The sequence below is a fragment of the Desulfosporosinus burensis genome, from assembly GCF_054657535.1.
In genome coordinates this window covers 295679-316650 of the sequence record NZ_BAAHYN010000001.1, presented here as the reverse complement: position 1 = coordinate 316650, position 20972 = coordinate 295679, and the positions used below count along the sequence as shown (strand labels likewise).

Below are 20972 nucleotides of genomic sequence, written 5' to 3'. Positions count from 1 at the left end.
GCGTTGATCGAATCACGAGCATGACGTTTTGACCAAAGCTTCTGAGTAGCAATTCCGAAGATCAATCAGGATGGAAGTGGGATGCTAACCTTTGTCGGTTTGTTCGAAGTAGTGATGCTGAATAAGTTCGTAAGAGGTCAATTTTCGTGAAGAGAATTGCTACTAAAAAGGGGCTAACTTATAAACATCATGGACTTGGAGGAGAAAGAATGCTCACATTTTATTGTTTTCCCCAGTGAACGACTTGTCGTAAAGCAGAAGCGGGCCTTCTGCAAGAAAATGTTATGTTCGAGTACCGGAACATTGTAAAAAACCCTCTCTCAGTCGATGAGCTGCTCGAATTATCGAAACTTGGGGGAATTGCCATTCAGGGCCTGCTTAACAAGAAAAGCAAAACTTACAAGGATCTTGGGAAGGAACTTGAGGAGTCAAACGAATTGGCCGTTGCCAGTTTTCTTGAGACCAATCCAAAGGCAATGATCAGACCCTTGGTTGTAAGGAACAATGAGTTGATTATTGGGTTCAAGTTAGAAATGAAGAATAAATGAAAAAGATTATTATTTTAGAATGGAAGATTCAATTATTATGAACAATGAACCAGCTATTTTTCAATCATATGATCATCTCAAACAGTTCATAGCAGAAGAGGGACAGGTTATTCTTTATTTTAGCTCCCAGGACTGTAATGTTTGCCATGCTGTTTTCCCAAGGCTGATGAATCTAGTCAATGATCATCCAATCAAGGTGGTAAAAATAAATATCGATGAGCATGTAGAAATTGCAGGGCAATTATTGGTTTTCACAGTACCGACGATTCTTATGATGCATGAAGGCCGAGAAATTCTTAGAGAAAGCCGATTTATTGATTTTGAGAAAATCGAGAGAACCTTAATCCTTATTAAGGATGAGATTATACTAATAGAGTCAAAATAGGAAGTGTTGGTATCTGCGGATGATGGCAGCCAAGAACAAAGTTCGCTCTTCAATACAGCTACACGCCCCCATAAATTGAATAAAGACTACAATCGAAAAATCATACAAAGAGAGACTATCACTGTAGACAGAGAATGGAAATAATGAACCAATAAGGAGGGGCATTCCTGTGAAGAATTGTGAAATGAAGTTGGATGGCAATATATTGACTATAACGGTCGATATCTCAAAGGAATTTGGCAAATCTGCTTCGGGGAAAAGTATAATCCTTGCCTCGACTGAAGGAAATGTGTCAATACCTGAAAAAGAGGAAATAAAGATCGGCCTAAATATCTATAGAAAGCCTTGAAAACATGATGGACATATACGTTCTCGGCATTCTATGGTCAATTGGTAGCCCTATCGAAGACAGATATCCTTATTTTATGCTTAGACACCATGACAGATATTTTCTGGACGTTGTTCGCAAAGCCTTGAATATTCCAACCAGTGTTTTTGCCGGAGAATCCCTAACTCGTGCACAGTACAAACTTAAGTTATTTAACTTTGATCTAAACCAATTAACACAATATGGTTGGCAAACTCGCCTCAGTGAGCAGCGCAGCTACCCAAATATTCGGGAACATGCCAATTTTATCCGCGCCTACATTGAATTGCATAGTTCAGTGGATACTCTCACTATCCGGCAACGCAGTAAAGAACGAAGATCACAGCGTTTGCGAATCTACGGCAATCGATATTTTCTTGAACAGCTTACAGAGATGTTGAGTTCACAAGTTGAAGTAACTCCTAAGCGCGTCCAAAAGGCGACCAATCTTTCGGAGTTTAGTGGCATCCTCTACTATCAAAGTCGTCGGGAGTTAGAGAAATTGCACGACTATCTTTATCCTCCCGGTATTCAGTATTTCCATCGGGGATATTATGAACACTTTAGAAGTTTACTTAAGTAGTCCCAAACACCCGGCGGCATTGAATCGATGTTGCTGGATTGGATCGTCTTAGGTTAGGTGGAGAATATTGACCGTTTTTGATGTGGCGGAAGCACTAAACATTTTCTGCCCAAATCTAGGAACTCCCCTGTCATGTCTTTTAAATTAATTAACCGTAATTTTCTCTAACATTAAAAACCCGCTATCAAGGTAGCGGGTTTTTTGCATTATTTGTTAAGGGATGTACGACCACGTCGCGAGTAATACCCCGAGAATCAATATAAGTAGCGTTAGCAAGACCCAATATTAATGAATGACTTTCGCATTTTTATAAGCCAGAGATTTATGTTTAGGAAAGATTTTGATAAAAACATAGCTAATAAACACTTCTACTACTTCGGTCAGGTTCTGCGGGTTTGCATAATATTTAGCTTTTTTTCCGGCACCTGCCCTAACTATAGCTGAATAGGGGGGCACTTCCTCTTCATCCCCAACATCCACCTTTAGATAGAAATCAGCCATTAACCATACCATGACTAATGCCCCAAAGACACCACCCACTACGTAACCAAAAGAATCTTTAATTTGGATGGCACACTTATAGCCAAAATGCTGGGCCAAACAGCCCATGATGTCCAAAAATGCATTATAAAACATTACTTTAACTGTACGCCCTCGGTCAGACTTGAGGAATCGTTTGCAGACAAAACTAGCACCTTTATGGAAGAAGGTACTGCTGCAACATGCCTTATCAGAGCATAAGCTTCGCAAGTTTCTTAAAATCAAAACAAAAAAGCCAATCAGTAAGTATAACTCTCAGGAGTTAGAATTCTACACGGATGCCTACGTCGACTACGTCTGTGAATTGATCGCTGAGGCTAAAACAAGGTCAAGTGATTCACTAGCCCTGGTCGAACAACGATTAGACTACTCCCACTATGCACCGGAGGGCTTCGGGACAGGCGATTTTGTGATCGTGTCGGATGACATTCTCGATGTGATTGATCTTAAATATGGTAAAGGGGTTCTAGTATCAGCAAAACACAATACCCAAATGATGCTCTACGCACTAGGGGCACTGGAACTATTTAACCTCTTGTATGACATCGAAAAAGTACGTAGACGATCTGCCAACCCAGACTCGACAATATATCTACCTTTGAGCTCTCAGTGGACGAACTTTTGAAATGGGCAGAGACGGAGTTAAAACCCAAGGCCACACTCGCCTTTAGAGGTAAAGGCGAATTTATATCCGGCGAGCATTGTCGCTTTTGCCGGGCAAGGAGTCAATGCCGAGAGCGAGCCAATACCAATTTAGAACTTGCTAAACTGGACTTCAAGCTGCCTGAATTATTGAATGATGACGAGATGTCAAAGGTTCTAGCCCAAGCAAACGAGCTGAAATCTTGGGTAAAGGATGTCTGGGAGTTTGCCGAGAAGGAAGCGATGGCTGGTCGAAAAAAATGGTCGGGCTACAAATTGATCGAAGGTGTGAGTCGACGGAAATATACGGATGAAGCCAAGATCGCAGAGCAGGTGTTGGCGACTGGCGACTTCGACGAGGCCCAGATTTATACCTAGCATCTTCTCGGCATAACGGCTATGACACAGCTTCTTGGCAAGCAACGGTTTAGGGAACTACTGGGAGGTTTGTGTATCGCACCTCCAGGCAAACCCTCGCTGGTGCTAGAGTCGGACAAGCATCAGGAATGGAATCCATTCGATGCCGCAAGGAGTGATTTTGCGGATGCCATTTAATATGGAGCGTTTGCAAATTAAAGGCGACGGGGAAATCATTTACGTCAATAAATATGATTACCAAGGAATCGTGCTTAACCGCAGACTGGATATTCTGGTATTCGTACAGTTGATGGAAAAGTTATCATCGACTTTGTAACAAAAAAGATTCAGGTCAGAGGTTGTAAGGAATTCAAAGACCTCGGTCCGCAGCGTAGTAAAAGCATAAAGGGGACATGAAAATAATGGCAAACGAAACGACAAAGGTAATCACAGGGAAAGTAAGATTCTCATTTTGTAATGTATGGACACCAAAGAGCATTAATGGGGGAGACGAAAAATACTCTGTGAGCCTCGTAATATCTAAAAAGGACAAAGAAACAATCGAAAAAATTAACGCTGGCATAAAAGAAGCCGAAAAAGTAGGAGTTGCCAAGCATGGCGCAAAGTTCACGAGTGGTGCTGGTTTCAAACGACCACTTCGAGATGGAGATATTGACCGATCGGATGATGATAACTACGCGACACAAAAACCAACGGTAGTAGGACGAGGAACTTGCCAAGCCATGCGCCAGAGAAGTGGGCCACATTTAAGGATTATTGCAAAAGAGACGTTGAAGTTGAGCAGTCTATACGGAAGAAACTTGAGAAGTATCCCATATCCGACAATGAGCAGGCACTTTGGGTGCTCGACCAATAGATCAACGACCGAGGAATTTTAGTGGATATCGAACTTGTGAAAAACGCTATCCGGTGTGTTAAACAGTACCGATCAGGCATCTTCGAAGAAGCCAAGGAACTAACCGGGCTGGACAATCCCAACAGTGTGGCTCAGCTTAAAGAATGGTTTTTAGGCAACGGACTTGAGATCGATAACTTATCCAAAAAGGTTGTGGCCGATTTAGAGAGTACCACAGAAGGTGGGGTCCAAAGGCTACTCCAGCTACGACAAGAAATGGCTAAAACGTCCATCAAGAAATATAACGCCATCCAAAGAGCCATCTGCCCGGACAAGCATGTACGTGGACTGTTACAGTTTTACGGTGCGAATAGGACAGGCCGGTGGGCTGGAAGGCTTATACAAATTCATAATCTACCACAAAATCACCTACCAGACTTGGAACTGGCGCGTGAGATCGTAAAGGCCGGAGACTTTAATCTTTTAGAAATGCTCTACGATAGTGTGCCGGGCGTGCTTTCTGAACTCATCCGAACCGCCTTTATTCCACCGCAAGGTCATCGAATTATCGTAGCCGACTTCTCGGCCATTGAAGCGCGTGTGTTAGGCTGGCTCGCTGGAGAGAAATGGCGACTCGATGTGTTTAAAGGCCATGGCAAAATTTACGAAGCCTCTGCTTCACAGATGTTCAGTGTACCTGTGGAACGCATCGTCAAAGGGAATCCAGAGTACGAGCTTAGGCAAAAAGATAAAATATCTGAATTGGCCCTCGGCTACCAAGGGGGAGCAAATGCCCTCGTAGCTATGGGGGCCTTGGACAAGGGACTTAAGGAAGAAGAACTTGACGGACTGGTTAAGGCTTGGAGGCGGGCTAATAACAAGATCGTTAAATACTGGTATGCCGTAGATGATGCCGCAAAGAAAGCAGTTACAAATAAACAGCCATGTTGTTGGCAATGTGAAGTTCCATGTTGAAAGCGGAATCCTATTTATTACGCTACCGTCAGGTAGAGGGCTCTCCTACATCAAGCCTAATATGGAGCTTAATAAATTCGGTCGCGAGGCCATCTCCTATGAAGGCATCGGTGAGAATAAACAATGGTGCCGCATGAGCACCTATGGGGGTAGGCTCGTAGAAAATATTGTCCAGGCAGTGGCTAGAGACTGTCTCGCCGATGCCATGCTGCGGGTCGATAAGGCTGGATACAAGATCGCGATGCACGTCCATGACGAATTGGTCATCACCGCACCAGTGGGTAGTGGATTACTAGAAGAAGTGTGCGAGATAATACTGGTTTGGCTGCGGGTACTGCTTTTAAGACGATTCAAAAAGCAATTAACATTCTTAACAAAATCCTAGAGGAAAATGCAGTTGTAACTATCAATGTAGCAGCAGGCACATATAATGAGTCACTCAGCATAAGAAACTTTTCGGGCGGGACAATAGCCATAAACTTCCCATCTGCTACTACAACATCGTTCCTAAATGGGTGTATTATAATACAAGACTGTACAGCTGCGATCAAGCTATTCGGGGGTAGAACTACCTACAACACTACGGATGGTTGTCGAATAAATTATGCCACCTACGATATTGTTGTGGCTTCACGAAGTAAATATGTGGAGGTGGTAGGCTTTGTCATCGTCGGAAGCTATGGTGTTTCTGGTTTGGGTAACGGAGTAGCATACGACACAGGAACGGTTGGCTGGGTGTATCACTGCGACATATCGCGTTGCAATGATGCTACTAAATCGTATAGGGCAACGGTTGGTTGGCACTCATCTACGGACGTATATCAAGGCCAATATACAGGTAGCGCTTATCCTTGCTACACAGGCTGTATGTGGTTCTCAGGATTTATCGCCGCGGTTGTAACTACGGTTAAATCTGCAAGGCTGTATTTAAGCAGGTACAGTGCGGGAGGAACTAGCGCATCTCAGGATATTTATCTTAGAGGAGTAGCCGAAACAGGAACAGGTGGGGGTTGTACGATTATAAAAGATTAAAGGCTCGCTTGCTTGGGGTTAATCCGCATGGATGACTATTCCTAATCAAGCAATAGTCGACTACAACGTGGGTACTATCGGAGGGTTAGCACTGTATGACGGTAATCCTAACTATGTAATAGCGTATGGCCCAGTTCTTGAAGTAACTTATACTTGATAAGGAGGAGAAATCGTGGTAAGAAAATGGCTGAAATTGAGTCAATCGGGGGGCATTATCCTAGACGTGTGTGACCAGTTTGTACTGGGGCATTTGGAAGTTCAGCTTCCCGATGTCCCACTCCCTTTGGATATTAAAAGCGGGGAATATAGATGGGAGGTGGATACTTACAAAAAAGATCCATCGCTGAAGCTCCCCCCCACACCCGAGGAGAAGGAGGAGCAACTCAAAGCTAGAATTGACCTAGCGGAAAACGCGATTATGAACCTGCTGGACATGAGTTTAATTTAAAGAAAGAAGGAATTTGAATGAATAGTCCGATGTACCCTTTTATACTGAATATGTGGGTAATGGGCAAGATCGACCCTGTAAAGGTTCAGTCTTATGTTCCGAAATATATCACTCAGTTGGAACGTGACGCAATCCTAATAACACCACAAGTTTCACCACTTTTTGCAGAAATTCCGCAAGTATAAATAAATAATAAAATCCCTAAAAAGCCAAGTGGCTTATTTTTTTATGGGTTTTAACAGATAGAACGGAAAGAAAGTAGGGGGTAACATTTGGGGGAGCAAGAAACTGCAATAGCGGTCTTACAGGAACAAGTCAGTGCGCTAAGAGACAGACTAGGATCCTTAGAGCTTGATGTGCAACAGAAATTTGACCGCTTGGAGAAAAAACTTGATGATGCCCTAACGGGAAGACCCACGTGGGCAATGACAATCATTTTGTCTAGTTTATTAACCATCTCAAATGGACTTATCGTTTTTCAAGTTACACAACATTAAGGAGGGTTTTTAGAAATGCCAAAAGTATGTATTGATCCAGGACATAACTCATCCGGAGCGGATACTGGAGCGCAGGCTAACGGACTAAGAGAGCAAGATTTAACATTAAATATTGCACGAAAACTAAGCGATATTCTACAGCTTAATGGCTTTGAGGTAAAGCTAACTAGGGAAGGTGATTCCGTTGGGGGCAGCACCGTGACTGAATCACTCAAGGCTCGCTGCGACATAGCAAACGTCTTCGGTGCAGATTTATTTATAAGTATCCATATTAATGCAGGTGGGGGAACAGGGACAGAGGTCTATGCTCTCCCTGGTGGACGGGCGGTAGTAGCTGCTCAAAGACTCCTTGACCGCTTAGTCTATGCTTGTGGCTGGTCTAATCGGGGAGTTAAAACTGACCGGGAGTTTTACGTCTTGGTTCACACCAATATGCCAGCAATCCTTACGGAGAATGGCTTTATTGATTCCGGAGATTCAGCTAAACTCGCTGACTTTAAGTTCCTTCAGGTTATTGCTGAAGCCCATGCCAAGGGTATTTGTGATTTCTTTGGAGTAACAGTTAAGCAGTTGGTAGAACCGACACCATCTCAAACGACTATACCTAAGCCGGAACCAGTGTTCGTACCAGAACCGCCGAAACCTGCTGAAACGACCAAGCCGATTGAACTGCCAAAACCTAATACGATACCGGAGTCTGTCATTGTTCCAACAGAAAAAGTATGGTATAACTCTAAGACCCTCTGGGTCAACGCTGTGATGTTGGCCGCTATGTTCGCTCAACAAGCAACGGGAAAAGACATTTTAACCCCAGATGTTCAGGCATCTGTTATTGCAGTTATTAATGTGGGATTAAGACTACTGACAAAAGATAGAGTAACTTGGAAATAATCAAATACATGTACTGGGAGGCTATTTGATGAAAGAGGTATGCATTGATTGCAACCGAAAGGCCTATTGTATGGAGCCATGTGAACAATGGCTAATCGAGCACGACAAATGCCCAGTGTGCCAAAACAAACTCATTCGTGTTGGGGGATGTACAGAGTGTATTTCTGGGGATTGGTCGATGTGTGGGTAATCTAGCAGATCGAACCCCGGTTTCTTCGGGAGAAAGTATTGAGCAATTTAAGTACAAGTGCTAGTGTAAGTCCGAATAAAGCTGCTCCAATAAAGAAAAAGAATGCGATCTCAGGTGTATTGTCGGATAGGACTGGAAGTTTAAAGAATTTTGTTATAATTACTCTTACTAAAAACCAAATCCCCAAGCCAAATACGATTCCTTTAAAAACAAAGTATTCTTCAGAAATTTTAATGGTCAAAAATACAAAGATAACTCCCCAAAAACTATCTATTACGAGTTGACCTAAGAAACTGACTAGGATTGCATAGAATCCTTGGTCAGTACTGTTTAATAATACCGAGCGAGCAACATCTAGGTAATCTGCATTTGTAAACCCAAGAAGTTTGGCAAAATATGCGTAGATATAATGTAGGATTGAAGCGCTCATACCACCAATAACACCTTTTGTAAACCGGTCGTTGATCATCTATTAACCTCTTCTCAAATTTCACTTTCGTTTTGTTACTGATTTCCTATGGACTATATTATTCCAATAATAAGAGGGATTATTTATGTTTGAATAGTAATCGGTAATTTCCTTCTATATAAGTAGTATCTATAAGAGTTAATGGGCTTGCCGAAGAGGTGAGCCCTTTTATTTTGGGAGGAGAAATTAATTGATTAATTATCTGATGAGTTTGCATATATTGCTGATGCTCAAACGAGAAAATCTGATTACCGAAGAAGAATTTATGTCCATAGATAATGAAAATAGAAAGTCCTTTTTGACTTGATTAGTGTCCCAAGCAATTATATCATGTCACTACAAAAGGAATATAAAGGAAAAGGGAGAGGGGATAATATGGCTTCAAATTCAGCAGTAAAGAAGGTCGTTACAGTAATTCCGGTAAAGCCAGTCGAGGTGGTTAAAGGATTCGCCCTGGGTGCAAAGAAAAGGGTAGCCGCTTACTGCAGGGTGAGCACAGATTTGAAAGAGCAGGAAACGAGCTTCGAATCACAGGTACAGCACTATACTGATACCATTAGGAAAAGAACAGATTGGGATCTGGTTGATATATATGCAGATGACGGGATCTCAGGAACTACTACAACAAAGAGAACCGAATTTCTGAGAATGATTAATGAGTGTATGGCTGGTAAAATAGATATGATTATTACAAAATCGATATCAAGATTTGCTCGAAATACCGAGGACTGCCTACACTTTGTAAGGAAGCTAAAAGATAAAGGAATAGCCGTTTATTTTGAAACGGAAAATATCGACACTCTTGGTTCCGGTGGTGAACTTTTGCTTACCATTCTTAGCGGGATGGCACAAGATAGTAGTAGAAATCAGTCGGATGTTACAAAATGGGGAATTCTAAGACAGTTTGAAAGCGGCAGAGTGCTAGTCAATACCACAAGATTTCTCGGCTATGAATAAAAATGACAATGGGGAACTGGTTATAAATGAAGAACAAGCAGAACTGGTTCGCAGGGTATTCAGGGAATACCTTGAAGGGAAAAGCTACAATGCAATCGCCAAAGGGTTAACGAAGGATAAAGTTAAAACTGTTACTGGAAACGAAAAATGGTAGGATTCAACCATAAGCGGGATGTTGGAAAATGCGTGAGTTATAATAGGCATAAATCAGTAGAACCCAGTAAACAAGCGGGTTTCCACCGATTTATGCCTATTTTTTTACGCCTTTTTCAAAGGCAAAAATCAGCAATTTTAAACGATAAGGAGGAAAGGTGAAAAATGTGCAAAATAATTACTGTTGCAAATCAGAAAGGTGGTGTATCCAAAACAACAAGTGTCCGCAATCTTAGCTACACTCTGGCTGAGTTAGGCTATCGAGTTTTGGTGGTTGATTATGATCCCCAATCGAACTTAACGGCTTCTCTTGTATTGGAAGATGAAAATGAAGATGTCCCGAAAATTCATACAACGATTGCAAACTTAATGACAATGGCAATGGATGAGGAAGAACTACCGCCCAAGAGCGAGTATATTCAGCAGCGCGGGAAGATTGACTTTATCCCCAACGACATTCATTTGTCGGTGGTAGAATCCAATCTGCGGATGGAGATGGGAAGCGAAAAATTGCTTTTCAGTATCCTGGAGCCTTTACGTAGGGATTATGACTATATCCTCATTGATACAAATCCCTCCCTAGGTCCGCTGACAATCAACGCTCTTTCCGCCGCCGATAGCGTTCTCATCACGATCAACCCTGAATTCTACGCTACCATAGGGCTTCAAGACCTGACCAAAACCATTCTTAAAATCAAGCGCAGGATTAACCCCAAGATTGAATTTGAGGGTATCCTGCTAACCATGTGCGATATGCAGACCAATCTGCACAAAGAAGTCTGCGCGGAGGTAAATGAAGCATACCGTGGAGGCATGAGAGTTTTCAAAACCTCCGTTCCCCGTTCTATCAGAGTGGGCGAAGCCAACCGCTGTGGATTGAGCATTTTGGAATTTGAGCCCAAATCCAAGGCGGGGATTGCGTATATGGAATTTGCAAAGGAGTTGATTGGATATGCCGGATAGACCCGCACCGAAACGGATTAAATCTATGGACGAGCTGCTTATGGCAGTGGAACCGGAGAGTCAAATAACCAATGTAAAAAACGGTGTGGTCCGCTTGAAGTTTTCTCAGCTAGACCCATACCCCAATCATCCTTTTCGCCTGTACAGCGGTGAGCGGTTGGACGATATGATTGCAAGCATCAGCAATTATGGCATCCTGACTCCGATGATTACCCGTATAAAAGACAATGGCAGATATGAAATGCTTGCGGGGCACAACCGCATGAACGCCGGAACACTGGCAGGACTTGACGAAGGCGACTTTATTATCAAGGAAAACCTTTCGGACGAAGAAGCGTGGATGTATGTCATTGAAACCAATGTTATGCAGCGCTCATTTGCCGACATGCTGTCATCTGAAAAGGCGGCGGTACTTGCTTTGCGGCACTCAAAAATGTTCTCACAGGGCAAGCGCAACGACATTATAGCAGAGCTTAGAATGCTTGAAAATCCGCAGTATATCAAGGAAACTGGAACTTCTGCCCTAATAGGGCAGAAGTTAACGAGCCGGGAAAAGGTCGCAGATGAATATGGATTATCTAAGAATACCGTGGCTCGGCTTTTAAGGGTGGACAAACTGACCGCACCCCTAAAAAAACGTGTGGATAGTGGGGAATTCGGAATCTACCCTGCCGTTGCCCTCTCCTACCTTGCCGAAGCGGAGCAGCAGGATATTGAAAAGGTGCTTTCTGAAAATGAATTCAAGGTGGATATGAAAAAGGCGGAAATGCTCCGCAGCTACTCCGAAAGCAGCAAGCTGAACGAGAAAACTGCCTATCAATTCCTATCGGGTGAAGTCAATAAAAAGCCGAAGTCAACCACACCTCCGCCTGTTAAAATCAAGCACAAGGTCTATTCCAAGTATTTTCCTGCAGACACAAAGGCCAGCGAGATCGAAAGAATCGTTGATGAGGCCCTGGGATGGTATTTTTCCAATAAGCTTAAAGAGGAGACGGCCTAAATGACAAGAAATGTCTCGACCTGTACGAAGTGCAGAGGCAATGACTTTGAGATATCCTACGGCACCGACTGCTCCCACGACAAAAAAGGAAATTAAAATTGGGAGCTGGGGCTGACCTGCAACTACTTTGGATACATGACAACTATAGCTCGCACAAGGGGATACAAAGCGGAAATCGAGCCAGTCAACTAAAAGGAGGTGAAATTTTGAGAAAGGATGAAAGACTGAGGACGGTCTATGAAACCATCGCGCCCCACATTACCCGAACCGAGGGTGCGTGGCGGGATTATCTCGGTTTTGCGGCAAGGTTATATAAATACAGCTTTGACAACGCCCTGTTGGTATACGCTCAGAATCCTAACGTCACCATGCTTGCCACCACACCAATATGGAACAAATTCGGCAGATACATCAATAAAGGCGCGATAGGACTGGCGGTCTGCGAGTATGACAATGCCAGGCTGACCATCAAGCACCTGTTTGATATCTCTCAGACCAATGGCCGGGAAATCATACCAACAAACTGGCAGCTTGATGATAAGATGAAAGCAGAGCTGACCAGCCGCCTTTCCTATGCTCATAATCTTACATCCTCCGATTTTACCGAGTGCCTGAACCAATTAGCGAAAGAAGCGGTTGCCGAGCGCCTAGACGATTATCTGCAAGATTTCGACTTTGACATTGAAGGCCACCTGTTTTCACAGTTGCCCCAGGACGGACTGCTCAGTCAAATCCAGGAGATTGTCAAAGACAGCGTAATCTATTTTATCGGCAAGCGATGCAGCCTTGCGGACGATGAAATCCATATCGGCGACGGGATGATGACCATTGCCCATTTCGACAGTATTCCGCTGATCGCAAGGCTCGGACACACCGTAACCGACATCTCCAAAGGCATACTCTTGGAAATAGAACGGACAATCAGAATCATTGAACGGGAAAGGAGGATGACGCATGAGCAAAATCGAGATGAGCTACACCGAGAAGGACGGAGTGCTGCTCCCGAACCTTCAAATTTCCAACAACAGCGAGGACGACAACCAGCCACTAGGCAAGTACGGCAGAATGGCGATGGAGTACCTGCACGAAAACCATCCGCAGCGGTTTATGATTTTGAAAATGGATGGCACTCTGATGGAGAAAATGCACCGGGTATACAGGGAAGCGGTGGAGAAAATCGAGTACATCACCCAGCAAATGCTGGAGGCCAAACCGATGCCGGATACGGAGGACATCCTGGAGAAGACCCGCCACTTGAACAGCCTGCAGTCGGCAGCGGAGGAAATCGTGCTGAACGAGATAGTATTCAAGGTGAGGTAAGCCCGCCGCCCCTAAATAATGAAAATGCAGAGCCGTCCGAAAGCGAACAGGATTCGCCGCCGGACGGCTCTTTTTTTGTGCAAAAAGCACAGAGCTTACAGGAGCGGTGGGCCGACAGGCTAAAGGAAAAGGTGCTCCCAATTCCCATTGAGGAAGGGGTGCCCACACCGGAAAAAGTGGCGGCTGTTAGAGAGTGGCTGCAAACAAACAGCGATATCTATCTCCCTGTCTATGCTGTGATGTATCATGCCACAGGCTCAAAGCTTCCGATTTTGGACGAGGGTCTGCTGCCCACCAGCGAGGCAAGGCGTCGGTCCTATCAAAGCACAAGCGGGTATGTTTACCTTGCCAATACCCCTGAACGGGCAAAAAACTTCGGCGACCTCGGAAATATGTCGGATTCGACGGTTTATGAGGTTATCGTCCCCATCCACAAGCTGCTGGCAGACATTGACCAATTAAACAATCAGAGAGCCACGGGTAAAAAAGTGGGCAACAGTCTTGCCGAAAGCATCGTATATGGTGGTGGAGCAAGAGTAAAGGGCGCTATCGCGCTGTGGCAGATTAAAGTCTTTGACTATGAGGCATACAGCAATTCCAAGGATGAGGCAACCAAGCAGGCCGAGCTAAAAGCTTCCTATATAAATGTAGAATTCACGGATGAACAGGTAAGGGAATATTACGAAGGTATTTTAAAAAGCACCGATCTCTACCCCATTGAAATGTATGAAAAAATTCAAGCGCTATTCGCAACCAACATGCCTCTCGAAGACAAGGCGGTCGCCTTGTCCAAAATTTACGAGGACTACGGCAACGCGGAATATCAGATGGATGTGCTGCTGAAAACCACTCACCGCGGCGTGAACGGGATGTCGTTTTACTTCGGGGACGGCTATACACACATACCCTGGCATACCATTGCCCACATCATTGAAATTCTTATTGACGAAGGCGAATATCCGGTTCCTATCCCGGAGAAAAGCCTTGCGGACAAAATCGGAGATTTCAACATCCCCGATGAGATCGATGAAATGCACATTGCAGACGAGGATACTTCTCCCATCGCCGATGAAAAAAATGAACCAAGCGAAAAAGAATTGTATACCTGTGTGGACAGCTATCTTTGCAATACGCAAGTCGTGTATAAAGGCTGGCATGATGAAATAGCAGCGGAGCATGCCAATAACAATGAAATAGATGAATATCTGATGGCCAACTATTTCCGGGACCTGGATGAACGCGAAACGCGGATTGACGATCACGTTGTCACCTGTGCTGTAGAGGATAACGGCGTTGAATTCCTGATTGACCACTATGTTGTCGGGCTGTCCTGGACGGAGCTGGCTGAAAGGATAAAAATACTGGTCGAAACTGGCGCTTTCCTCGTGCCGCAAACCATAGAAAAGACAGAGGACGAACCGCAGCCATTGATCAATGTCCTAGTGGTGGAGCCGGAGAAAAAGCCCTATCTCACCGCCATCCCAAGAGGAAACAATGCCTTACAGGAAAAAGTCGGCGGTCTGATTACCACCCTTGAAATCGGGGACGGCATAGATGCCGTCTGCGCCGATGATGCCGACTTTGAAACCACGCCCATCAACCGCATGATAAACGGCCAACCCATCTTCGGCACCTTTGTTGTGGCTCGGGTGGATTACAGTACAGGCAAATATGAATCCCTGCAAGACACCGATATCCAAAAGTACATGGCTAAATTCGCCACCCCGCTTGTGGACATTACCAGACTGGTTGCGGAGTATGAGGAAATGGAAGCGGCGCAGGAAGACGCGGAGCCGGATATTGAAGCGACGGGCTTTTATCCCCCGCAGCCCGCGAAAAAGCAGCCAGGTTATGAGGAAGAACCTAATGTCCGCGGCAGTGCTGACTTTACACAAATTGAGGATATATCTAGGTCTGACGAAATAGAACCCTTTATGCCGAAGCCTGTTGCCAATCAGCAAATGAACCTGTTCGATATGGAAGCTATCCCGAAGGATAAAGAAGCGGAACTCATTCAATATGTGCTACTAGAGGGCAGCCGAGTCGCCGGAGGCAAACAGCGCATCTATAAATTTGCCATGACCCATCCCACTGGCTCTGCTTTTGAGAAAATGTTAAAGAACGAATACGGTATTGGCGGTCATACTGTCGGCAGGCATGGCATCGGCTTTGAAAACTACGACGGTAAAGGAATCGTGTTTGACTGGACTGATGATACAGGAGAAAAGCACGAAACAAAAATCACCTGGCTTCGGGCAGCCATTGATATTCAGAAGCTCATTGACCAGGGGAGATATCTTGAGGACCTCAATTCTGCCCGTTCATTTGATATTGAGAGAACAGATGAAAATGAAGAAAGCCCTTCCAATGCTCCCGATAAAATACAGGTTGAAATCAGGGAAACCCATCTTGACTATCACAACGGACAGCATGATTTCCTTTGTGAAGCAATATATAACGGTTTTCCCGTTGGAGCCTTACAATACAGCGAGTATGAAGGAATTCCTCATATCAGCCATATTGAAGTGCTTGAGGATTATCGCCGCCGGAGTGTAGCAACCCAGCTTCTTCAAGCGCTCCAAAGCAAATATCCCGACAAGGAGATTGAATGGGGCATGACAACGCAGGACGGTGCCGCCCTGAAAGATGCCGTCATCTATGAGGTGGAGAATGAGTCGTACACCGAACTGCAACAGGAATATGACTGGATTGCCGACCAGCTTTCACAGTTGGAAGCCGAGTGGGCAGATAAGCCAGTACCCGATGATATTTCAGCGCATTGGAACGGCCTGCATGATCGGCAGCAGGATATTGAAGAAACACAGTATGACAAAAAGCCGTATAAAAGCTTTGTGCAAACGGTTGTACCCCAATCAGAAACCGAGCCGGTGTCGGAGCCTGTTTCAAAACCCCGTCCTGTCAAAATCAATTTCCGCTATTCCGAGGATTATGCCCTCTATCCAAACGGTGTGAAAACCAAGTACAAAAACAATGTGGAAGCCATCAAGCTGCTAAACAAAATTGAAAGCGAAAAAAGGCTTACCACAACTGATGAACAGATTGTCCTCGCCCGGTATGTGGGCTGGGGCGGTCTTGCCAATGCCTTTTCCGATACGGCCAGCGGCTGGGAAAAGGAATACCACGAATTGAAGCACTTGCTGGATGATAAGGAATATGCAGATGCCTTGAATTCGGTTGTCACCGCCTACTATACAGAGCCGGAGCTTATCACACGAATTTATAAAGCCTTTGAGAGCTTTGGCTTTACAGGGGGGGGAAACAGGAAAATACTTGACCCTGCCATGGGAACGGGAAACTTTTTTTCCGTTCTTCCCGAAGGCTATGAGGGAACGCCCCTGTATGGCGTGGAGTTGGACAGCATCACAGGCAGGATCGCAAGGCAGCTTTATCAAACGGCGAATATCCAGGTACAGGGCTATGAAACCACCCGTTTTGAGGACAACTCCTTTGACATTGCCATCGGGAACATTCCCTTTAACAACATCAAGCTCTATGATAAGCGATATGATAACGAGGATTTTCTGATCCATGATTATTTTATTGCCAAATCCCTTGACCTTGTAAAGCCCGGCGGCATCATCGGCTTTATCACAAGTAAAGGCACGATGGATAAAAAAGATACCAGCGTCCGTGAATACATTGCCCGCAGAGCCGACCTGATCGGCGCCATCCGGCTGCCGAACACAGCGTTTAAGGCTCTTGCCGGGACGGAGGTTACGGCGGACATCCTGTTCTTTCAAAAGCTGGAGTCTCAGCGTACAGTAGATAAATATTCTCTGCCCGATTGGGTGTTCGTCAATTCCAGAAAGCCCGATTACATGAATATGAACCAGTATTTCATCGACCATACGGAGATGGTATTGGGTGAAATGCAGTTTAGCAGAAATATGTATGGGCGCGAGGATAGCACGGCCTGTATCGCTCCCGAAGGCCAGGACCTTTATGCGGAGCTTGACAGAGCCATCGGAAATTTGCACGCCGCCTTTACCGCCGAAGCAGACCAGTCCTTTGAGGAAATAGAGGAAGCCGAAGATGGAAACGCTGGCGAGCTGGACGCACCCGAAGGGACGAAAAACTATACCTATGTGGTGCAAGACGATAAGATTTACTACTGCGAGCGAAACAAGCTGATACCGCAGGACTACACTGGCAAACGCGCCGAGCGCATCAAGGGCTTGTGTGAAATCAGAAAGGCGCTGCTGGAAGTCATCCGAATTCAGACCCATGATTACGCACCTGACGAATTGCAGCAGGCGCAGAAAACTTTGAATGAGATGTACGACCGTTTTGTTAGACAATGCGGCGCCATCAATGACAAGGCCAACATCGCCGTATTCTCCGATGACGACCAGTTTCCTCTGCTCCGTTCCATTGAGGATCAGAGCAAGGATAAAAAATCATGGAACAAGGCCCCCATTTTCCATAAGGCCACCATCAAGTCCTATCACCGTCCCACCCATGCCGAAACAGCTAAGGAAGCTCTTGAAATATCGTTGAACCAAAAAATGAAGGTTGATTTGCCGTATATGGAAAAGTTGACCGGCAAATCGGCAGATGAACTTATCAATGAGCTTGGGGATCGCATCTATCTCAATCCGCAGAAATACTACGGCAATTATTATGAAGGCTGGGAACTGAATGAGGAATATCTGAGCGGACAGGTGCGGGATAAGCTGCTCTATGCCAAACAGAAGGCTGAAGAATATCCCGAACTGTTGGAGAGAAACGTGCAGGCCCTTGAAGCGGTGCAGCCCAAATGGCTGGAACCCTCCGACATCGACTTCCGCATCGGAAGTCCCTGGATAACCATCGAGTATTTCCAGCATTTCATGCACGAGACCTTTGGCACTACGGATTATCTAAGGGACTCAATTACGGTTGACTATATGGAATACACCACCACCTGGCGCGTCAACGGAAAGACAAGGGAGCCCACCTCCGTCAAGGTCAACAACACCTACGGCACAAAGCGGGTCAATGCTTATCAGATTTTCGAGGATTGCCTCAATCTCCAATCCACCACGGTGCGCGATCCGGTCCCCTATGTGGACAATAACGGTAAAAGCCAGGTGCGGTACGTGGTCAATGCCAATGAGACCATGATTGCACGGGCAAAGCAGACTCAAATCAAGGAAGCTTTTGCCTCATGGCTGTTTAAGGATAAGGACAGAACTGATATCCTGCTTAAAATATACAATGAGAAATTCAATACCATCCGCCCCCGTGTCTATGACGGCAGCCACCTTATCTTTCCCGGCATGAGCGAGGAAATGGAGCTAAGGCCCCATCAAAAGAACTTTGCGGCACGGGTTATCTACTCCGGAACGGGACTGGCCGGTCATGTTGTGGGTGCAGGGAAAACGGCGGCGATGATTGCGGCGAGCATGTATCTCAAAAATATCGACGCCATCAAGAAACCCGTCTATGTGGTGCCCAACCACCTGACGGAGCAGTGGGCAAAGGAGTTTTACCGGTTCTTCCCGCAGGCCAACATCCTTGTTACTACCAAAAAAGATTTTGAAGCGAAGAACCGGAACAAGTTTGTTTCCAAAATCGCTATGGGTGAGTATGACGCTGTGATCATCGGCCATTCCCAGTTTGAAAAAATACCTATTTCCAAGGAACGGCAGGAAGCGCAGATCAATAACGAGATCAACCAGCTTTCCTATATCATCAAAAAGATAAAAGAAGAAAAGGGAGAAAATTGGGCGATCAAGCAAATGGTCATCTTTCAGAACAACCTCAAAGCTCGCCTCGACAGGCTGGCGGCAGAGGGAAAGAAGGATGACCTTTTGAATTTTGAGCAACTTGGCGTGGATTATATGTTTGTGGACGAGGCCCATGCCTATAAGAACTGCTTTACCTATACTAAAATGCGCAATGTGGCAGGTATTGGCCGGTCTGCAAGTCAGCGGGCGACGGATATGCTTTTGAAATGCCAGTATTTGCAGGAAATGGGCAGCGGTAAAGGCGTGGTATTCGCTACCGGCACACCTATCTCCAACAGCATGAGTGAAATGTTCGTCCTGCAGCGGTATTTGCAGCCGCAGATGCTGGCGAGATTGGGACTCAACTATTTCGATTCCTGGGCGGCCACCTTTGGTGAAGTGATATCGTCTCTGGAAATCACGCCGGAAGGCTCTGGCTACCGTATGCGGAATCGCTTCGCGAAATTCCACAACCTACCGGAGTTGATGAACATCTTTCAGCTTGTGGCGGATATCCAGACTGCCGATATGTTGAATCTGCCTGTTCCCGAAATCAAGGACGGCAAGGCCACCATTATTGCCACCGAAGCTACACCCTTCCAGAAGATGATTATGGAAAGCTTTGTGGAGCGTGCGGAGAAAATCCGCAAGCGTGAAGTTGAGCCGGATGAAGATAACATGCTTAAACTCACCGGTGAAGCGAAACTGATGTCCATTGATCCCCGCCTAGTTTACGAAGATGCACCTAATGACCCGGACAGCAAATTGAATATAGCCATTGGAAACGTCCTTGATATCTGGCAGGAAAGCTCTGAGCAAAGACTGACACAGCTTGTGTTCTGCGACAGCGGTACGCCAAAGCCCGGACAGTTTAACGTCTACGATGAAATGAAAAGATGTTTGACGGAAAAAGGTGTGCCGGCCGATGAAATCGCCTTTGTCCACGATGCCAAAACTGACGAGCAAAGAGAAAACCTGTTTGAAAAGGTGCGCATGGGTGAAATCCGAATCCTGCTGGGCAGCACAAGCAAGCTTGGCACCGGGACCAATGTGCAGGACAGACTGGTTGCGGTCCATCACCTGGACTGCCCGTGGCGCCCATCGGATATCGAGCAGCGCGACGGCAGGATACTTCGCCAGGGCAATCAAAACCCTGTTGTCAAAATCCTGCGGTATGTCACGAAGGGTACGTTTGATGCTTATCTCTGGCAGATTCAGGAGCAAAAATTGAAGTACATCTCACAGGTGATGACGGGTAAGAGCATTTCCCGCTCCTGTGAGGATATGGATGAAACGGTGCTTTCCGCTGCCGAGGTCAAGGCGATTGCGACCTCAAATCCTCTGCTGGCAGAAAAAATGGAAGTGGACAACGAGGTTATACGACTGAAGCTGTTAAAAGGCAACTGGAACAATGAACGTCTGACCCTGGAACGAAATATTAAGGATCAATACCCCGATACCATTGCCTATTGTGAAAAGAAGATTGCGAGCATCCGCAAAGACATGGAATTGCGGGAGAAAACCGAGGGGAAAGACTTTTCGGCGGTGATTGATGGCAAAACCTATGATGAGCGTGTCAAGGCCGGAGAGCAGCTCATGTTGCTTGCAAAGCTGAACGACCTTGCGGTAAAAGGCGAACCTTTAGCGGTTGGTGAATATAGAGGCTTCCACCTTTTCCTCATCCGAAACGCTTTTGACCAACTGGAACTGCTGATAAAGGGTGATAACGTCTACAGCACGCACCTTGGCGACTCACCGCTCGGCGATATCACAAGGCTTGAAAACGTGGTTGAAAAGATACCGGCGGTGCTGATGAATATGGAGCAAAAGCTGGCGGATACCCAAACTCAGCTTGAAGAAGCCAGGAAGGAAGTCCAAAAGCCCTTTGAATTTGAACAGCGCCTGAACGAGTATTCGGCGCGGCAGGCGGAGATCAATACCAAGCTGGAGTTTAAGGAACTCCAAAAGCAAGAGGAAGTCATTTTTGACGAAAACACCGCGGCTGAGACAGAGAAGGCCCGTAATAAAGAAGCCTGGGAGGCGGAATATGCTTAAACCGCTTTCCCAGGC

Annotated in this window: 24 protein-coding genes and 2 pseudogenes; 24 read left to right on the top strand and 2 right to left on the bottom strand. The window is 45.6% G+C overall.

What is annotated here, in order from left to right; all coding sequences use genetic code 11:
* Positions 1-251: 251 nt before the first annotated feature.
* From ACYQ3Q_RS01805 to ACYQ3Q_RS01790, 4 genes and pseudogenes are all read left to right on the top strand, one after another.
* A pseudogene (locus ACYQ3Q_RS01805) lies at positions 252-548 on the top strand (arsenate reductase family protein); the annotation flags it as partial.
* Positions 549-585: 37 nt separating this feature from the next.
* The gene (locus ACYQ3Q_RS01800; RefSeq protein ID WP_459926961.1) at positions 586-933 is read left to right on the top strand and encodes a thioredoxin family protein; all 348 of its coding nucleotides are present in this window, start codon (positions 586-588) and stop codon (positions 931-933) included.
* Between the two features lie 169 nt (positions 934-1102).
* The gene (locus ACYQ3Q_RS01795) at positions 1103-1282 is read left to right on the top strand and encodes a hypothetical protein (RefSeq protein WP_459926960.1); all 180 of its coding nucleotides are present in this window, start codon (positions 1103-1105) and stop codon (positions 1280-1282) included.
* Between the two features lie 76 nt (positions 1283-1358).
* Entirely contained in the window at positions 1359-1883 is a 525-nt protein-coding gene (locus ACYQ3Q_RS01790; protein WP_459926959.1) for a hypothetical protein, read from the top strand.
* A 285-nt stretch (positions 1884-2168) separates the two neighbouring features.
* Here ACYQ3Q_RS01790 and ACYQ3Q_RS01785 read toward each other — a convergent pair whose 3' ends face one another.
* Positions 2169-2519, bottom strand: a complete 351-nt coding sequence (locus ACYQ3Q_RS01785; RefSeq protein WP_459927194.1) for a hypothetical protein — start codon at positions 2517-2519, stop codon at positions 2169-2171.
* Between ACYQ3Q_RS01785 and ACYQ3Q_RS01780 the strand changes: the two genes are divergently transcribed.
* From ACYQ3Q_RS01780 to ACYQ3Q_RS01715, 14 genes and pseudogenes are all read left to right on the top strand, one after another.
* Positions 2472-2624 carry a DUF2800 domain-containing protein gene (locus ACYQ3Q_RS01780; RefSeq protein WP_459927183.1) on the top strand — a complete coding sequence of 51 codons (153 nt, stop codon included), beginning with the start codon at positions 2472-2474 and terminating at the stop codon, positions 2622-2624. The genes ACYQ3Q_RS01785 and ACYQ3Q_RS01780 overlap by 48 nt on opposite strands.
* The gene (locus tag ACYQ3Q_RS01775) at positions 2560-3048 is read left to right on the top strand and encodes a DUF2800 domain-containing protein (protein WP_459926958.1); all 489 of its coding nucleotides are present in this window, start codon (positions 2560-2562) and stop codon (positions 3046-3048) included. The genes ACYQ3Q_RS01780 and ACYQ3Q_RS01775 overlap by 65 nt, the downstream gene beginning before the upstream one ends.
* Positions 3033-3620, top strand: a pseudogene (locus ACYQ3Q_RS01770) (DUF2800 domain-containing protein). The gene ACYQ3Q_RS01775 and the pseudogene ACYQ3Q_RS01770 overlap by 16 nt, the downstream one beginning before the upstream one ends.
* Positions 3610-3759: a hypothetical protein gene (locus ACYQ3Q_RS01765; RefSeq protein ID WP_459926957.1), complete on the top strand. Its 150-nt coding sequence runs from the start codon at positions 3610-3612 to the stop codon at positions 3757-3759. The pseudogene ACYQ3Q_RS01770 and the gene ACYQ3Q_RS01765 overlap by 11 nt, the downstream one beginning before the upstream one ends.
* An 85-nt stretch (positions 3760-3844) precedes the next feature.
* Positions 3845-4321, top strand: coding sequence for an ssDNA-binding protein (locus ACYQ3Q_RS01760; RefSeq protein ID WP_459926956.1), 477 nt, complete (start codon positions 3845-3847; stop codon positions 4319-4321).
* Positions 4321-5253, top strand: a complete 933-nt coding sequence (locus tag ACYQ3Q_RS01755; protein ID WP_459926955.1) for a DNA polymerase — start codon at positions 4321-4323, stop codon at positions 5251-5253. The genes ACYQ3Q_RS01760 and ACYQ3Q_RS01755 overlap by 1 nt, the downstream gene beginning before the upstream one ends.
* On the top strand, positions 5237-5638 hold the full coding sequence (locus ACYQ3Q_RS01750) for a hypothetical protein (RefSeq protein ID WP_459926954.1): 402 nt from the start codon (positions 5237-5239) through the stop codon (positions 5636-5638). Before ACYQ3Q_RS01755 ends, ACYQ3Q_RS01750 begins: the two co-directional genes overlap by 17 nt.
* Positions 5557-6285, top strand: coding sequence for a hypothetical protein (locus ACYQ3Q_RS01745; RefSeq protein WP_459926953.1), 729 nt, complete (start codon positions 5557-5559; stop codon positions 6283-6285). Before ACYQ3Q_RS01750 ends, ACYQ3Q_RS01745 begins: the two co-directional genes overlap by 82 nt.
* Before the next feature lie 31 nt (positions 6286-6316).
* The gene (locus ACYQ3Q_RS01740; RefSeq protein WP_459926952.1) at positions 6317-6442 is read left to right on the top strand and encodes a hypothetical protein; all 126 of its coding nucleotides are present in this window, start codon (positions 6317-6319) and stop codon (positions 6440-6442) included.
* A gap of 15 nt (positions 6443-6457) precedes the next feature.
* Complete coding sequence (locus tag ACYQ3Q_RS01735; RefSeq protein WP_459926951.1) at positions 6458-6733, top strand: hypothetical protein; 276 nt, start codon at positions 6458-6460, stop codon at positions 6731-6733.
* 17 nt (positions 6734-6750) lie between these two features.
* Complete coding sequence (locus ACYQ3Q_RS01730; RefSeq protein ID WP_459926950.1) at positions 6751-6918, top strand: hypothetical protein; 168 nt, start codon at positions 6751-6753, stop codon at positions 6916-6918.
* 87 nt (positions 6919-7005) lie between these two features.
* Entirely contained in the window at positions 7006-7230 is a 225-nt protein-coding gene (locus ACYQ3Q_RS01725) for a hypothetical protein (protein WP_459926949.1), read from the top strand.
* Positions 7231-7245: 15 nt separating this feature from the next.
* Positions 7246-8121, top strand: coding sequence for an N-acetylmuramoyl-L-alanine amidase (locus ACYQ3Q_RS01720; protein ID WP_459926948.1), 876 nt, complete (start codon positions 7246-7248; stop codon positions 8119-8121).
* Between the two features lie 28 nt (positions 8122-8149).
* Positions 8150-8311 (top strand): hypothetical protein, encoded by a 162-nt coding sequence (locus ACYQ3Q_RS01715; protein ID WP_459926947.1) that lies wholly within the window; start codon positions 8150-8152, stop codon positions 8309-8311.
* Between the two features lies 1 nt (position 8312).
* Here ACYQ3Q_RS01715 and ACYQ3Q_RS01710 read toward each other — a convergent pair whose 3' ends face one another.
* A complete protein-coding gene (locus ACYQ3Q_RS01710; protein WP_459926946.1) occupies positions 8313-8780 on the bottom strand; it encodes a DUF6789 family protein in 468 nt (155 codons plus the stop codon).
* 205 nt (positions 8781-8985) lie between these two features.
* On the opposite strand from ACYQ3Q_RS01710, the gene ACYQ3Q_RS01705 reads away from it, so the two are divergent.
* The 6 genes from ACYQ3Q_RS01705 (at position 8986) to ACYQ3Q_RS01680 (ending at position 20957) form a co-directional block, all read left to right on the top strand.
* The gene (locus ACYQ3Q_RS01705) at positions 8986-9087 is read left to right on the top strand and encodes an SHOCT domain-containing protein (RefSeq protein ID WP_459926945.1); all 102 of its coding nucleotides are present in this window, start codon (positions 8986-8988) and stop codon (positions 9085-9087) included.
* Positions 9088-9155: 68 nt separating this feature from the next.
* Positions 9156-9737: a recombinase family protein gene (locus ACYQ3Q_RS01700; RefSeq protein WP_459926944.1), complete on the top strand. Its 582-nt coding sequence runs from the start codon at positions 9156-9158 to the stop codon at positions 9735-9737.
* Positions 9730-9891: a recombinase family protein gene (locus tag ACYQ3Q_RS01695; protein ID WP_459926943.1), complete on the top strand. Its 162-nt coding sequence runs from the start codon at positions 9730-9732 to the stop codon at positions 9889-9891. The genes ACYQ3Q_RS01700 and ACYQ3Q_RS01695 overlap by 8 nt, the downstream gene beginning before the upstream one ends.
* Positions 9892-10055: 164 nt before the next feature.
* Positions 10056-10853, top strand: coding sequence for a ParA family protein (locus ACYQ3Q_RS01690; RefSeq protein ID WP_459926942.1), 798 nt, complete (start codon positions 10056-10058; stop codon positions 10851-10853).
* The gene (locus ACYQ3Q_RS01685) at positions 10843-11853 is read left to right on the top strand and encodes a ParB N-terminal domain-containing protein (RefSeq protein ID WP_459926941.1); all 1011 of its coding nucleotides are present in this window, start codon (positions 10843-10845) and stop codon (positions 11851-11853) included. Before ACYQ3Q_RS01690 ends, ACYQ3Q_RS01685 begins: the two co-directional genes overlap by 11 nt.
* 206 nt (positions 11854-12059) lie before the next feature.
* Positions 12060-20957, top strand: a complete 8898-nt coding sequence (locus ACYQ3Q_RS01680) for a GNAT family N-acetyltransferase (RefSeq protein WP_459926940.1) — start codon at positions 12060-12062, stop codon at positions 20955-20957.
* Positions 20958-20972 lie beyond the last annotated feature (15 nt).